This window comes from Plesiomonas sp. PI-19, assembly GCF_021368255.1.
In the GTDB taxonomy this organism is placed as follows: Bacteria; Pseudomonadota; Gammaproteobacteria; order Enterobacterales; family CAMTGL01; genus Plesiomonas; species Plesiomonas shigelloides.
On sequence record NZ_JAJNMQ010000001.1, the window covers coordinates 1,859,699 to 1,875,097 of the forward strand.

Sequence of the window (15,399 nt, forward strand, 5' to 3'; positions counted from 1 at the left end):
AACACCGCCAACTGGCGGTGTTTTTGTTGATAGCCTACCAATAATACAGGTCGGCAACGCACTGAGCGGCAAGATTAGCTTTGAGGTGATGCCGATTGCGCCGATTCAGCGACGGTATGCGGCCACGCCATGCAAAACTCGTGGAAGCAACGCAGCAAAGGCGACAAGTATTTTTCCTTGTGGATTGCGGTGCGCAGCTGACGGCGGGTCGGCAACGGCAGAGGCAAACGGCACAACGTCCCTAATTTCAAATCAGTCTCCACCGCAACCGCTGGCATATAGCCGATACCCAATCCAGCGCGGCAGGCACCCAAAATCGCTTCGCTTTGATTGAGCTCCAAGCGTAAATGCCACGCATCCAGATGTGGCGCAATTGCGGTATTAAAGTGCTCACGTGAGCCTGAGCCTTGTTCACGCACAATCCAATACTGGTCTTCAAAATCCAGTAGCGTCAAGGTGCCGGTCGCCAGATAACGCTGCGCTAATGGATGCTGCGGTGACGCCACCAGCCACATCTCATCTTGTTGCCAGTCATGCAAAATCAGCTGCGGATCGTGCAGATTGCCTTCCACCAAGATCATATCCAACTCAAAGCTGGTGAGCTTACCGGCCAAATCATGGGTGTTATCGATAGTGATGTGCGGCGTACATTCTGGATGCTGCTCGATAAACGCCCCCAGCATTTGCGGCAACATGTAATTGCCGATGGTGTTGCTAGCACCGATATGCAGGCTGCCACTGAGTTCGGTGTCTTGCTGAAAGGTTTGTTCTATCTGGTGCGCGCGCTGCAGCAGCTCATCGGCCATCGGCAACAAACGACGCCCTTGGCTGTTCAGATGCAGGCGATTGTTGACGCGGTCAAACAGACGCTGTCCTAGCTGCTTTTCCAGCTCTTGCAGCGCCATGCTCAGGGCTGGTTTGGTCAGGAACAACATTTCTGAGGCCTGCGTCATGTTTCCGTGCAACGCGATTGCGCTGAATACCCTGAGTTGTTTGAGGGTCAGACTCATACATTCAACCTTTCTGAACGATGTATTTAATTTATTCAAATATTATGACTTAACAAAAATAGTTATGATAGCTGACATTGAAATAAGACTGTTTGAGGCACCCATGATTAAGTCAGTGCATAGAAAGATTGGTAAAGTTCCTACCCCCATGGCGGGATTGGCTCTGGGTATTGCAAGTATTTTTTGGTGTTGGGAAAACTTTGGATCTTTCCACGGAAACGCACAGTTAATCGGCGCTATCATCGGTGGTGCGCTGCTTTGTATGGTAGCGTTCAAATTTATTTTGCATCCACAGCTGCTGTTAGATGATCTAGCTCACCCAGTGGTAGGTAGCGTAGCGCCAACCTTTGCGATGGGCACCATGGTGGTTTCAGCGACTGTCGATCACTATTCACCGGCTATCGGCTCTGCGCTGTGGATTGGCGCGGTGGTATTACACCTGATCTTCTTGGCCGTGTTTACCGTGCATCGTGCTCGTGATTTTTCCTTGCATCACATGGTGCCAAGCTGGTTCGTACCGCCAATCGGGATCATCGTGGCGGCGGTATCTGTACCGAACAATCCAGTACTGCGTGAAGTGGCTCAGTATCTGCAAAACTTCGGTATGCTGTGCTACGCCGTGATGCTGCCAATGATGCTGTATCGCTTTATCTTTACTCACAACGTGCCGGATGGCTCTAAGCCAACCATCGCTATCATGGCCGCACCAGCAAGTCTGTCTCTGGCCGGTTACCTGACCGTGATGTCAAATCCGTCTCCGGTGATTGTGGCGCTGCTGTTTGGTATCGCGGTACTGATGACATTCCTGATTTACTTGGCATTCTTCCATCTGCTGCGTCTGCCATTTAGCCCAGGTTATGCGGCCTTCACCTTCCCGATGGCCATTGGTGCAACCGCGCTGTTTAAACTGACTAACCTGATGCGTCACTGGAACATTGACCCATACTATGTCAACCAAGTGCATCAACTGGCTAACCTTGAGCTGATTGTGGCCAGTATCATCATCGGTTATGTCGCAGTTCGTTATCTGTGGAACTACCTGCCACGTGGCACTGCGCAGAATAACGATGCTGGCAACAACAATATCCAGAAAAAAGAGTCTGTGGTTGCCCACAAAGCCGGTTAAGTGACTTAATCTCTGTCGACATTGAGACAGAAAGCGCAAAACAGACACCAACAAAAAACCTCCCGCGGGAGGTTTTTTTATGCCTGCGGTTTACCATCAATTCCCACTAACAATGAAAATGCCCGAAACCGGCTCGAAACGGTGATGTTATGTAGGATGTTATTTAGCCGGATGCGCTTTTTTACAGGCCGTCTCGACATGCGGGGCGGCGGCATGGCAAGCGCCACTTAATCCGGAAATAATGGGGCAATCGGCCTCTTCGTTGCCCGGACACGCATCCACCAACGCATGCAAGGTCGTGCGCATCTGCTGCAAATCGGCAATTTGCTGTTCCAGTTGGGCAATTTTCTGCTCGGTCTTGGCTTTCACATCGGCACTGTGCCGCGCCGGATTGCGAAACAGCGCCAGCAGCTCGGCACACTCTTCCAGCGTAAAGCCGACCTGACGCGCTTGACGCAATAACGTCAGCTCCTCGACATGTTTAGCGTTATAAAAGCGATAGCCGTTGTCTTGCCGCATCGGCATCACCAGCCCTTTATCTTCATAAAAACGCAGAGTTTTTGCCGTCAATCCGGTCTGTTTTGCCACGTCGCTGATATTCATGCTTATTTACCTAAATTAACGCTTGAAAGATCTGCTTGACCTTCCCCTTGCTGTAACCTTTATCGTAACTCTACAGTAATTCAATTGCGTAACCAGAAAAAGGAATGCATCACATGCCAACGACCGTTTTGCTAGCCCTTGAGGGCTTAAAGTGCATGGGTTGCGCCAACAAAGTGAAAAACACCCTGTTGACGCTGTCAAATGTAACCGACGTGACCGCCACCCCGCAGTATGCCAAGGTGACCGGTGACGCCCCCGTGGACGAACTCATCCAACAAATTAACGCACTGGGGTATCAAGCAATGACTGCGAACAAACCCGATCTGATTTTGTCTTTAAATGGCCTGGCCTGCGGCAGCTGCGTGGCCAAAACCCAAGCCGCGCTGGAAGCGGTCAGCGGTGTCGTCAGCGCCGAGGTCGATAAAACTTCCGCACGAATTTTCGGTAGCGCGTCAGCCGATGCGCTGATTGCCGCCGTCACCGCGGCCGGTTATCAAGCGCAGGTAGCGAAATCTGCCGCCCAAACGGAAACTAACACTGAAACCGCACAAATCAGCGCGCCCGTTACGGTATTGGCACTCAGCGGACTGGCGTGTGAAAGCTGCGAACAAGCAACGCGCACTGCGTTACTGGCAGTCAGCGGCGTCACCGATGCACGCGTGAGTAAAACCCGCGCCGAAGTCGACGGCACTGCCGATAGCGCGGCGCTGATTGCGGCGGTCGAAGCGGCGGGTTATCACGCCCAACTGGCCGATGCGACAGCGGAGAGCACAGTAAAAAAGCCTGATCCGGAGGGCGTAGAAACTGTGCGTGCTCCGGTGACTCAAGAAGTGGCTGAGGCGATGCAGGCATGCCCTGTCGCTGAGCCTTCAGCCGCCATCCAGTCAACTATACCTGCGCCAACCGAGGAGCAGGTTGAACCGGAGAGTGCCGCCGCACCCACTGCGGCGAGCGTTAATCACGCCGCCGATGACGATGCCATCCAATTGATGCTCACCGGGCTCAGTTGTGCCAGTTGTGTCACCAAAGTACAAAACTCCCTGCAGGCAGTACCGGGTGTACAGCAAGCACGGGTGAATCTGGCCGAGCGAACTGCGTTAGTGATGGGGCATCCGCAGCCACAGGCGCTGGTACAGGCCGTGTCAGATGCCGGCTATCAAGCCGAAGTGGTGGTAGACGAAGCGCTGCGCCGCGAGAAACAGCAAAAGGCCGCTGCGGCTAACCTCAAACGCTTAACCTGGCAATCCATCGTCGCATTGGGAACCGGTGTCCCGCTGATGATCTGGGGCATGATCGGCGACAACATGATGATCACCGCCGATAACCAGACCCTGTGGACCTGGCTGGGTAGCTTGACGCTGCTGGTGATGATCCTTACCGGTCGCCATTTTTATGTCAGCGCATGGCGCGCATTGAAAAATGGCTCGGCGACGATGGATACCTTAGTGGCGCTCGGCACCGGTGTGGCATGGCTGTACTCGATGGTGGTGACCTTATGGCCACAATGGTTCCCGCCTGAAGCGCGGCATCTCTATTTCGAAGCCAGCACCATGATCATCGGTCTGATTAACGTCGGGCATGCGCTGGAGCAAAAAGCGCGCTCACGCTCTTCTGCCGCGCTGGAACGTTTGCTGGATCTGACGCCGCCTACCGCCCGCGTGGTACACGCCGATGGCAGCGAGCAAGTCATGCCGCTGGCCGAGGTTCAAACAGGGATGGTACTGCGTCTGACTACGGGCGATCGGGTTCCGGTCGACGGGGAAGTCAGCAGCGGCGAAGCTTGGTTGGATGAAGCCATGCTGACCGGCGAGCCAATCCCGCAGCAAAAACAGCATGGCGATACCGTACATGCCGGCACGCTGGTGCAAGACGGCAGCCTGCTGTTTACCGCTAAAGCGGTCGGTAGCCAGACCACCCTGTCGCGCATTATCCATCTGGTGCGTAATGCCCAGAGCAGTAAGCCGGAAATAGGTCGCATTGCCGATCGAATCTCGGCGGTATTCGTTCCCGTGGTGGTCGCGATTGCGATCGTCAGTGGCTTGATTTGGTATTTCGTGGGGCCGCAGCCGCAAATCGCCTATGCGCTGTCTGTCGCCACCACCGTGCTGATCATTGCTTGCCCGTGTGCGCTGGGTCTGGCGACCCCGATGTCGATTATCTCTGGTGTTGGTCGCGCCGCTGAATTCGGCGTGCTGATCCGCGATGCCGATGCGCTGCAACAAGCCAGCAAGGTCAATACCTTGGTGTTCGACAAAACCGGCACCTTGACCGAAGGGCGTCCACAAGTCACTGCCGTTACCTGTCTGGCCGATGCCGATGAGCAGCAGGTGCTGCAATGGGCTGGCGCATTAGAGCAAGGCTCCAGTCACCCGCTGGCGCTGGCGGTACTGCAAAAAGCGCAAGGCTTAACCCTGCCTGCTGTGACCGAGTTTCGCACCCTGCGCGGCCTTGGCGTGGAAGCGCGCGCCGATGGGCAGCGACTGCTACTCGGTAACATGGCACTGATGATGCAAAACGGCATTGATACCAGCGCCGTTCAAGCACAGCTAGAACAAGCAGCGTCCCGTGGTGTCACGCCGGTTCTGCTGGCGCGTGAGCAACAGCTGATTGCCCTGCTGGAAATTCGCGATCCGCTGCGGGCCGACAGTATCAGCGCCTTGCAACGCCTGCACCACGACGGTTTCCGTTTGGTGATGCTGACCGGTGATAACCCTATCACTGCCAATGCTATCGCCAAAGAAGCAGGGATCGATCAGGTAATTGCTGGCGTACTGCCTGACGGTAAAGCGGCCGCCATCACTGAGCTGCAACAGCAAGGCCACGTGGTCGCCATGATTGGCGATGGCATCAACGATGCCCCAGCGCTTGCTCAAGCGGATGTTGGGATTGCCATGGGTGGCGGGAGTGATGTGGCTATCGAAACCGCGGCCATGACCTTGATGCGTCATAGTTTGCACGGTGTTGCCGATGCCATGGAGCTGTCACGCGCAGTGATGCGCAATATGAAACAAAACCTGTTTGGTGCTTTTGTCTACAACAGCCTGGGTATTCCGATTGCCGCAGGGATTTTGTATCCGTTCTTGGGTGTATTGCTTAATCCGATTGTCGCCGGTGGTGCGATGGCACTGTCATCGATCACCGTGGTTTCTAACGCTAACCGGTTATTGCGCTTTACCCCCGAAAATTCACCGGCAGAGGCTGATCTCAAGTCAAACGTCGGTGACCAGTAAACCGTAACACAGGAACCATTACTTAAAGGAGTCATGATGAAACGAGCGTTATTTGCCGCGGCACTGGGGCTAGTCTCCGCTTCCGGCTTCGCCGCGACCACCGGCATCACCATGTACAAATCGCCGTCTTGCGGCTGCTGCTCAGAATGGGCCAAGCACATGCAACAGGCAGGCTATGAAGTCACTACGGTGATGTTGGATGACAACGCCCTGTATCAGCTGAAACAAAAACACCACATTACCCCAGAGCTGATGTCTTGCCACACCGCCATTGTGGGCGATTACGCGATTGAGGGGCATGTCCCAGCCTCAGATGTTGCGCGCCTGCTCAAAGAAAAACCGGCGATTAGCGGCATCAGCACCCCGGGGATGCCGGTGGGTAGCCCAGGTATGGAGCAAGGCGATCGCCGCGATCCGTACACGGTCGTGACCTTTGATGCGACAGGCAATCGAACCGCGTTTAGCCGCCACAACGGTGCCTGATGTGGATAGCGTGCTACGCCATCACCGCCGATAACACTGCGGTATCACAGTAAAATCGCAGTAAAGAGAAACAATTTTCATTACGGGGCTTGCAGGAACTTTCTGCCGGCCCCATTTTCTTACTATAGGTACCCACTATAAATACTTACTCTTAGTAGTAAGAGAATGGGAGTGAAAGATGAAAGACACGTTCAGTGCCCGAGCCCACTCACCGGTCACCACTGGCGACACTCTGCATCTCTCACTGCCGCTAAGCCGACGGTACGCGCTGTCTGTCGTTACGGAGCAGGTTATGAAAAAACTTTTTAGCAGGCTCGCCCTGTGGCTGGGATTAATCTCTCCGCTGGCACAAGCTTATCCCGCGGTGGATGTCCGCATGGATGATGTTGATCTGGAGCTGGTCGGCAGCATCCATATGGCTAGCGATCGCTTGGCAACACTGCCGGCCTCGCTGCTCGAACGTCTGGATCAGGTCGATGCCCTGATTGTCGAAGCCGATATTACGGCCTCTGAACCACTGGCGCCAATCGCGCCACCAACTCAACCGCTGTCTGCCCGTCTGAATACCGAGCAGTTTGCGCTACTGGAAAAATATGCCCATGAAACGGGGCTTTCTGTGCCGTTACTGAACAGTTTGCATCCATGGCAAGCGGCGCTCACCTTGCAAGCCATGCAAGCACAAAAACTGGGGATGAGCGCCGAATACGGTGTCGATTACCAAATTCTGCAGCACGCACGCCAACGCGCGCTGCCTATCATTGAACTGGAAGGCTCCCAGACCCAGATGAATATACTGGAAACGCTGGAAGATGATGGGATGCCGCTGCTGGTCGAAACCTTAGAGGAATGGGACAACACCGCGGTCACCTTGAAGCAAGTGGAATCGTTGTGGGTCAGTACCGATAAAACCGTTCCGAGCTTGGACAATGTGCCTGACTTAGCCGATGGCCTGCACAGCCCACTGCTGGCAGAGCGTAATCAGAAATGGGCCGATAAACTTAAAGACATGCCGCCAGGTCGTTATATGGTGGTGGTCGGTGCGCTGCACTTAATTGGTAAAGATAACCTGCCGCAGTTACTGCAGCAGTCCACCACTACGGCATCCACGTCGGCGGCCAAACTCATCTAGATCCGGTTACCACAGTTTTTGTGTGTTCAATCTCTGTGCCGTCAACGCGCGCTTGCGACGACGGCATTTTCTCTTTTTACCGCCTCATTTGCTGCATCCTAGCTTTCTACAAGCAGGCTTTCTGGATCCTAATTTTCGAAAACCTAGCCTTCTGCGAAATCCGTACTCAATAACATAGATAATTAATACATCTTTTATGCTAGGATAACCACTTATCTTGAACCTATCCCATTACTGCAACGGAGATCCCCATGAGCGCATCAGTTCACGGTCATGAAGTCATGCACATGATGCTGCAAGCCAGCACCCCGTTTACCAAAGCCTCGTTGATTGCGGCCATTGAACAAAAATTCGGTGCCGAAACCCGTTTTCATACCTGCTCGGCAGAAAACATGACAGCGGCAGAGCTGGTCGAGTTTTTAGAGCGCAAAGGGAAATTCATTCCTGCCGGCGACGGTTTTTGCACGTCGGAAGACAAAATTTGCCGTCACTAAAAGACGACGATTTGGGTTCTCATAGCAACCCAAGCCTCTAATCGAACCGCGTGACAGTATTAACCCGTTAAAACTGTCGCGCCGTTCAAATCAATATATCCCCCGCGATGTGCTTTGCATTTCTGATCCCTGCTGATTTCTTTTCATTGCCCTTCATTGTTCTGATGCTGGAGTAATCACTCGCAAACGTAATTGAGCCACGCTACACCGGAGCCGCCCTATTCACGACTGGCCGCTACTGGTCACTACCGATCGCCACTGGATAAAAAACCAGGCCATGCCATACCGGATCGCCGATACCGCTGGTATACTGCCAGTCTGCGTTATTGATGAGATTTGGCTACCGACTCCATGGCTTTTACTCTCCGCCCCTATCAGACCGAAGCCGTACAGGCTGTGATTACCCACTTTCGCCACCACGATGCGCCTGCGGTGATTGTGCTACCCACCGGTGCCGGAAAAAGTCTGGTGATTGCGGAGCTGGCACGTAAAGCGCGTGGACGGGTGTTAGTACTGGCTCACGTGAAAGAATTGGTAGAGCAAAACCACGCCAAATATTGCGCCTACGGATTGGATGCCGATTTGTTTGCCGCCGGACTGAATGCCAAACAGAGTGATGGCAAGGTGGTATTCGGCAGCGTGCAATCGGTCGCTCGCAACTTAGAAGCCTTCAACGATGCCTTTTCCCTGCTGATCATTGATGAATGCCACCGCGTAGGCGATAGTGAAGACTCACAATATCGGCAAGTGATCGACCACTTACGCCGCCACCAGCCTCAGCTGCGGATCCTCGGCCTCACTGCCACCCCCTATCGACTGGGCAAAGGATGGATTTACCGCTACCACTACCACGGCATGACCCGTGCCGATAGCAGCGCCGAATGCTTGTTTCGTGATTGTATTTACGAACTGCCGCTGCGCTACATGATTAAGAACCACTACCTGACGCCGCCGCATCGCCTCGATATGCCTGTTGTGCAGTACGATTTTAGCAAGCTGCAACCGAACCAAAACGGCTTATTTTCCGAACGCGAACTCAATGACAGTCTGCGCCAGCAAAAGCGGATCACCCCGCATATCATTGCGCAGGTGATGGAATATGCTGCCGAACGGCGCGGAGTAATGATTTTTGCCGCCACCGTGGAGCATGCCAAAGAGATCTACGGCCTACTCCCTGCCGGTGAAGCGGCGCTGATCACCGGCGATACGCCGGGCATCGAGCGCGATCAGCTGATTCAGGCGTTTAAAGCGCAAACTCTGCGCTATCTGGTGAACGTGTCAGTACTGACTACCGGCTTTGATGCGCCACATGTGGATCTGATTGCCATTTTGCGCCCGACCGAATCGGTGAGTTTGTACCAACAAATTGTCGGTCGCGGCCTGCGCCTTGCCCCCGATAAAGCCGATTGCCTCATTTTAGACTACGCCGGCAACCCGCACGATCTGTACACCCCCGAAGTAGGAAGCCACAAACCGGCCTCTGACAGCCAGCCGGTACAGGTTTTTTGCCCCGCCTGTGGTTTTGCCAACCAATTTTGGGGCAAAACAGACAGCGCCGGTCAGGTCATTGAGCACTTTGGTCGCCGCTGTCAGGGGTGGTTTGAAGACGACGATGGCGCTCGCGAACAGTGCGACTACCGTTTTCGCTTTAAAAGCTGTCCGCACTGCGGCGCAGAAAACGACATTGCCGCGCGCCGCTGTCAGCAATGCGATCAGGTATTGGTTGACCCAGACGATATGTTAAAAGCCGCCTTGAACCTGCGCGATGCGCTGGTACTGCGCTGCGGAGGCATGCACCTAGCAAGTGGCCAAGACAGTAAAGGCGAATGGCTGGATATCACCTATTTCGATGAAGACGGCGCAGATGTCAAAGAACGCTTCTATCTGAGCACCAGCGCACAGCGGCACGTGTTTACCCTGCACTTCCTGCGTCAACATCAGCGCGCGCCAGGCGTGCCGTTGGCGTGGCAAAATGCCGACGATATCTTAAAGCAACAAGAGTTGCTGCGGCATCCCGACTTTGTGGTCGCGCGCCAGCAGGGAAAATACCTGAAGATCCGCGACAAAATCTTCGACTACCAAGGACGCTTTCGCAAAGCCCATGAGCTGCGTGGTTAAACACAAGACGATCATCAAGATCATGCGCAAGGATCAATAAGGATCGTTTTTAGGCAGTTTCTGGGCAAAATGTCCGCTCTCGTGTTGCGTCAGCGCCACAACGCTGCTAGAACAAGGCGCTAACTGACAGATTCAATTTGCGGTCAGGGTATAATTTCGGTAAAATCCGCCCTCGTTTTACTCGGGTTTAATGCTGGGTCGCCTGCGTTAAGCCTTTAACTAACCTTAAGTGAGAAACAATAATGTTCACTTTCAACGCTGAAGTTCGTTCTGACAAAGAGCAGGGTAAGGGTGCGAGCCGCCGCCTGCGTACTGCTAACAAAATCCCTGCTATCGTTTACGGTGGCAACAAGCCAGCAGTATCTATCGTTCTGGACCACGACGCTATCATCAACGTGCAAAAGAATGACGCTTTCTACAACAGCGAACTGACTCTGGTTATCGCTGGCGAAGAAGTAAAAGTTAAAGTTCAGGCTATGCAGCGTCACGCGTTCAAGCCAAAAGTAACTCACATCGACTTCGTTCGCGCTTAATTTTTTTCGCGCTTCGACCGATGAAAAAAACGCCGCAATTGCGGCGTTTTTTGTTATCTATCATTTGTCGATCAAGAAGAAGAACCACCACGGCGCTGCAGCTGATCACGCAGGTTCGGTGGCGTGCCTTTGATAGTCAGGGTATCTGTTGCTGGATCCCAAAAAATTCGCTCGCCCATCAGTAAGGCATCAAAACTCAGCGTAATGCCACCGCCACTGCCGGTAAATTTGGTCAGTTGACGCAGTGTGCTGCGATCGGCCGGGAAGGTTTCTTCCAGTGCGTAGTCTTGTTGCTCGGCAAACTGATAAAAGTTTTGCTCACCCACTTCTGGCAACTCGTTAGACAGCTCTTTCAGCGCAATCTCTTCGCCCGCTTGCAGCTGCTCATTACAATAGCTGTAAACCTTCTGGCGGTATTCCTGACGCTCGCTTTTATCCAACTGCGCTTCGGCGCAATAGTCATCCACCGCTTGCAGCAAGCCACGGTTTTGCGCCTTGGTATCTAGCCCTTCTGCCGCGCCAAGAAAATCCATAAAGAAGTCGGACACTTTACGCCCTACTCGGCCTTTGACGAAAGTCAGATAGCGTTGCGATTCTGGGTTGCTCTGCCACTCGGTCAGATCAATGCGCGCCGCCACATCCAGATGATTGATGTCCAAATACTGCGTCGTGCTCACATCCAGTGCTTCGTTGACGCGCATACTGACGCAACTGTTCAGTTGGGCAATGAACAGGTATTCTGACGCCAGATAGCGATATTGGCACATCACCACCACACCGCTTTCGGCAAACGGGTATTTGGCCAACTCATCACGCAGCTGCGTGGTCGCCTCACGGGAAAAAGAGAGAAAATCGGTTTGCTGCTGAACCAGCGCCCGCAGCTTATCGGCAAACAGGCTTTCAGCATCAAACAGGCCATACGCCTTACCGGCCTTAGCGGAATATACCCGGTGCAGTTCCTCCATCATCTGCTCAGTGGCGTCACTGACGGTCAGTAAGGAATCACGCAAGATCATTTGCAGCGTTGATTCATCTTGTTTGACCAGTTGGTGCAGTACGATATGGTTAACTTTAAGGGTCATGTTGCCGTTTCTCCGCATGCGCGTTGATTCATCAAAAGCCAAGCTTTTGTGAGGGTTTTGAATAAGGGGATATTGAATCACCCTGCCTCTCACAGCGCAACCGAAAAGCAATCAACAGGTCAGTGCACAAAAAAGCAGAAATCGGCAGGCGCTTTAGGTATCATATTCCACTAAAACACCGTTATGAGCACAGTTTAATGCCACAAAAATCTCGTTACAGCGACGAAAAAGTCGAACAAATTCTGAATGAAATGATTGAAACTCTCGAGCGTCATCAGGTTCCGGTTGACCTGTCGCTGATGGTTTTAGGTAATATGGTCACTAACGTGATTAACTCCAGCATTGCCCCGGCACAGCGTAAAGTGATTGCACGCTCTTTTGCCGATGCACTGCTTTCTTCTGTTAAAGAAGAGAAACTGCAATAAATGACAGGGGTGGCAGAAGCCTGATGTTCAAGACCGGCCCGCAGTACCGAGAAAAAGTGTCCCAGATGATTACCTGGGGACACTGGTTTGCCTTATTTAACATATTGGCGTCACTGGCGATTGGTAGCCGCTATTTTCTGGCCGCCGACTGGCCACCGACACTATTCGGACGGGTCTATGCCTTTGTCAGCTGGATCGGGCATTTTGGTTTTTTAGGCTTTGCCGCTTACCTGCTAATTCTGTTCCCGCTCACCTTTGTGGTGATGTCGCAACGGATCTTACGGCTGGTTGCTGTCATTCTGGCGACCAGTGGTCTTACCTTATTATTAGTTGATACCGAAGTTTTCAGCCAGTTCCACTTGCACCTAAGTCCAGTGGTGTGGGAAATCCTCGTCAATCCTGATGATGGCGAGCTTTCGCGCAATTGGCAGTTACTGTTTGTGGCCGTTCCACTTATCTTCTTGATTGAGCTACTGTTCGCCAACTGGAGCTGGAACAAGCTACGCAGCCTGAGCCGTCGTACCTTCGACCGCTATTTTGCAGTGCTCTTTATCGCCTGCTTTATTACCGCTCATCTGGTGTACAGCTGGGCCGATGCGACTTTGTATCGCCCAATCACCATGCAAAAGGCCAACCTGCCGCTGTATTATCCAATGACCGCTAAGCGCTTTTTGGAGCGTTATGGTTTCTTGGATCAGGCTGAATACGCCCAGCAACGCAGTCAATTTGGCAGCCCAGATGCCTCAACCGTTCACTATCCGCGTGAAGATGTGAACTACCAAATTCCGGCGGGCGCACCTCGTTATAATGTCTTGATGATTGTGGTCAACGGCCTGCGGGCTGACGCCCTTAATCCACAAGAGATGCCAGTGCTTAATCAGTTTGCGGATGGCGCACAGCGCTTTACCAACAACTTTAGCAACGGCAACAATGCCAATAGCGGCCTGTTCGGGCTGTTTTATGGTATTACGCCAACCTATTTGGATGGCATTCTCTCGATTCAAAAATCCTCAGAGATGATCGATTTGCTGCAAAAGCAGAACTACCAAATGGGTCTGTTCTCTGCCAATGGCTTCGCTGCCCCGCTCTATCGACGTTCGCTGTTCAATGGTTTTTATCTACCGAAAAACCATCCGAAAAATCTGGTGAAAAGTGATGCTGCCGTAACACAGCGCTGGCAACAGTGGGTTACCCAACCAGATCGTAAAGAGCCGTGGTTTGCTTACGTCAATTACAGCGTGCCGGCCGCCTTCGATAAAGCCATCAGCCAGCGCAGCCGTGGATTGGAAAACAGCAACGAAGATGCTATTCAAGCCACCAGCGCCACTGAGCTAGAAGCCAAATACGCCAAAGCTGTCACCAGTGTGGATGAACAATTGCAGAAGGTATTTACCACTTTGCAGCAAGATAACCTGCTGCAAAATACCATTGTGATTATCACCTCGGATCACGGCATGGAGTTTAACGAGAGCGGCCATAACCGCTGGGGTTATAACCAAAGTTTCAGCCCGTATGAGCTGCGTGTGCCGTTGGTCATCCACTGGCCAGGTAAACCTGCTGCCACGGTACAAAAGCTGACCAGCAATCTGGATGTCTCCACCACGTTGATGCAAGATTTGCTGCACGTGACCAATCCAACCTCAGACTACTCACAGGGTGAAAACCTGTTTACGCCTGAGCGCAAAAATAACTGGATCTTGGCCGGAGACGCGAATCAGTTGGTGATCATCAGCCCAGATCAGCAGATGCAACTGGATAACCGTGGCCAGTTCAATGCCTATGACAACAATTACAAGCCATTGCCGGAAGACAAACCACGGCTGGCGGTATTGCTGCAAGCATTGAAAGAAGTGCGGCGATTTATCACTGACTAAGCGGTTATAGGTCATCAGTACATGATGACCTACCCACAGACCGACGCGCATATTGATGCTGACATCAGCCGCGCAGTCCGGTTCTGTGAGCCGGCTGGCAGCTTTGTGGCTTTTTTAATTTGCCGACTTGCATTTATCCATTAAATCAGTAGGATAGCATTCAGTCGGCATGTAGCGCAGCCCGGTAGCGCACTGTCATGGGGTGTCAGGGGTCGCTGGTTCGAATCCAGTCATGCCGACCAAAAATTCCCTTAAAACCAGCCTATATGGCTGGTTTTTCTTTTTGAATCAAGGGTAATACTGAAATTTGGACATAAAGAGGAACCCCCCTCGCGCAGAGCTCCAAATAAGTTATCCCCACAACTGCGCGCCCCTCTCCCCTATTTAACCGCTTATGCTTTCCTTGCCAATACTGTGGAATGCCCACAACACCCCTGCCTTATTAAATCTTTCTTACATCAGGATGCGGCATCAGAAAATTGTCAGCGCCAAAACGCGAATAGCATCACTCTCATGGAAGAGGGCTTAGATGATGGGGGAAAAGAGCAATAGCTCTAACACAGGGAATAAATCAAAAAAGATCATTAGATGGAAAAACATAAAAAAGCACCAGCACCGAGGGTAATGGTACTGGTGCAGCAACCCCACGCGCTGCCAATGCTATACGTGGTGCTGAATTCATATGCTACCCGCCGATAATATAAGTCTATTAGTCGTGTTTCATGGAGGAATTATGGTTGTGCGGTAAATATCACAAATTGAAGCGCAGGATTAACCAAAATGTCGCAACTATAACCCAATATATCTCTATCCAGATGATTTCCAGAGCAATTTAAAATTTGCATGGGCAACTCATTGAGTATGGTCATAAAGTGAAGTGTTCCTATATTATTTTTTCACTCTCAGCGGGTTACTCCATCAATTTTTGGGGGAAACTCATATTCAACAAAAAAGTGACGACCATAAAAAACAGCCCACACGAGCCGGTGACTGTCAGCAATGCAATGACGCGAGAGAAAAGTAAGTTTGCCCCCCAATATAAACGAACAAAAAAGACCATCCATAAAAAATCACTTTCCGCTAATCTTATTGCTTGTTCTAATGATTGCGCATGGAAACTGCCCAAAATCAATAATGCCATGGCGAGAGTGATAAGCAGAGAAACAATCAAAATGGTTGTTCTTTTCATGGTTATCCCCTACCTAAATCGCATTCAATGCCTATGATTGTATGGAGAACGTAAATACAGGTAAACACATGAATGTTCGCTTTTGTGATAATAATGAATATGA

Annotated in this window: 13 protein-coding genes and 1 tRNA gene; 10 read left to right on the forward strand and 4 right to left on the reverse strand. The window is 52.1% G+C overall.

Annotated elements, in window-relative coordinates; genetic code table 11:
* Positions 1-74 precede the first annotated feature (74 nt).
* Positions 75-1,010, reverse strand: coding sequence for a LysR substrate-binding domain-containing protein (locus LQ901_RS08415; RefSeq protein ID WP_152109116.1), 936 nt, complete (start codon positions 1,008-1,010; stop codon positions 75-77).
* A 103-nt stretch (positions 1,011-1,113) separates the two neighbouring features.
* Between LQ901_RS08415 and LQ901_RS08420 the strand changes: the two genes are divergently transcribed.
* Positions 1,114-2,136, forward strand: a complete 1,023-nt coding sequence (locus tag LQ901_RS08420; protein ID WP_052021456.1) for a TDT family transporter — start codon at positions 1,114-1,116, stop codon at positions 2,134-2,136.
* Positions 2,137-2,295: 159 nt separating this feature from the next.
* Here the strand turns inward: LQ901_RS08420 and cueR are convergent, their stop codons facing one another.
* Positions 2,296-2,739, reverse strand: coding sequence for a Cu(I)-responsive transcriptional regulator (cueR, locus tag LQ901_RS08425; RefSeq protein WP_064977492.1), 444 nt, complete (start codon positions 2,737-2,739; stop codon positions 2,296-2,298).
* 113 nt (positions 2,740-2,852) lie between these two features.
* Between cueR and copA the strand changes: the two genes are divergently transcribed.
* From copA to rplY, 6 genes are all read left to right on the forward strand, one after another.
* A complete protein-coding gene (gene copA / locus LQ901_RS08430; RefSeq protein ID WP_152137174.1) occupies positions 2,853-5,969 on the forward strand; it encodes a copper-exporting P-type ATPase CopA in 3,117 nt (1,038 codons plus the stop codon).
* 36 nt (positions 5,970-6,005) lie between these two features.
* A complete protein-coding gene (locus LQ901_RS08435) occupies positions 6,006-6,452 on the forward strand; it encodes a DUF411 domain-containing protein (RefSeq protein ID WP_064977490.1) in 447 nt (148 codons plus the stop codon).
* Positions 6,453-6,744: 292 nt separating this feature from the next.
* Positions 6,745-7,581: a TraB/GumN family protein gene (locus tag LQ901_RS08440; protein WP_010862011.1), complete on the forward strand. Its 837-nt coding sequence runs from the start codon at positions 6,745-6,747 to the stop codon at positions 7,579-7,581.
* 251 nt (positions 7,582-7,832) lie between these two features.
* Positions 7,833-8,075, forward strand: a complete 243-nt coding sequence (locus LQ901_RS08445) for a YecH family metal-binding protein (RefSeq protein WP_010862012.1) — start codon at positions 7,833-7,835, stop codon at positions 8,073-8,075.
* Positions 8,076-8,426: 351 nt separating this feature from the next.
* Entirely contained in the window at positions 8,427-10,193 is a 1,767-nt protein-coding gene (locus LQ901_RS08450; RefSeq protein WP_233672137.1) for a DEAD/DEAH box helicase, read from the forward strand.
* Between the two features lie 242 nt (positions 10,194-10,435).
* The gene (rplY, locus tag LQ901_RS08455; protein ID WP_010862014.1) at positions 10,436-10,726 is read left to right on the forward strand and encodes a 50S ribosomal protein L25; all 291 of its coding nucleotides are present in this window, start codon (positions 10,436-10,438) and stop codon (positions 10,724-10,726) included.
* A gap of 71 nt (positions 10,727-10,797) precedes the next feature.
* Here the strand turns inward: rplY and yejK are convergent, their stop codons facing one another.
* Positions 10,798-11,808 carry a nucleoid-associated protein YejK gene (gene yejK, locus LQ901_RS08460; protein WP_084977824.1) on the reverse strand — a complete coding sequence of 337 codons (1,011 nt, stop codon included), beginning with the start codon at positions 11,806-11,808 and terminating at the stop codon, positions 10,798-10,800.
* Positions 11,809-12,005: 197 nt separating this feature from the next.
* Between yejK and LQ901_RS08465 the strand changes: the two genes are divergently transcribed.
* From LQ901_RS08465 to LQ901_RS08475, 3 genes are all read left to right on the forward strand, one after another.
* Positions 12,006-12,233 carry a YejL family protein gene (locus tag LQ901_RS08465; protein WP_010862016.1) on the forward strand — a complete coding sequence of 76 codons (228 nt, stop codon included), beginning with the start codon at positions 12,006-12,008 and terminating at the stop codon, positions 12,231-12,233.
* 23 nt (positions 12,234-12,256) lie between these two features.
* A complete protein-coding gene (locus LQ901_RS08470; RefSeq protein WP_233672138.1) occupies positions 12,257-14,107 on the forward strand; it encodes a DUF3413 domain-containing protein in 1,851 nt (616 codons plus the stop codon).
* A 165-nt stretch (positions 14,108-14,272) separates the two neighbouring features.
* A tRNA-Pro gene (locus LQ901_RS08475) sits at positions 14,273-14,349 on the forward strand.
* A 668-nt stretch (positions 14,350-15,017) separates the two neighbouring features.
* On the opposite strand, the gene LQ901_RS08480 is transcribed toward LQ901_RS08475, so the two are convergent.
* The gene (locus LQ901_RS08480) at positions 15,018-15,296 is read right to left on the reverse strand and encodes a hypothetical protein (RefSeq protein ID WP_233672139.1); all 279 of its coding nucleotides are present in this window, start codon (positions 15,294-15,296) and stop codon (positions 15,018-15,020) included.
* Positions 15,297-15,399: the final 103 nt, after the last annotated feature.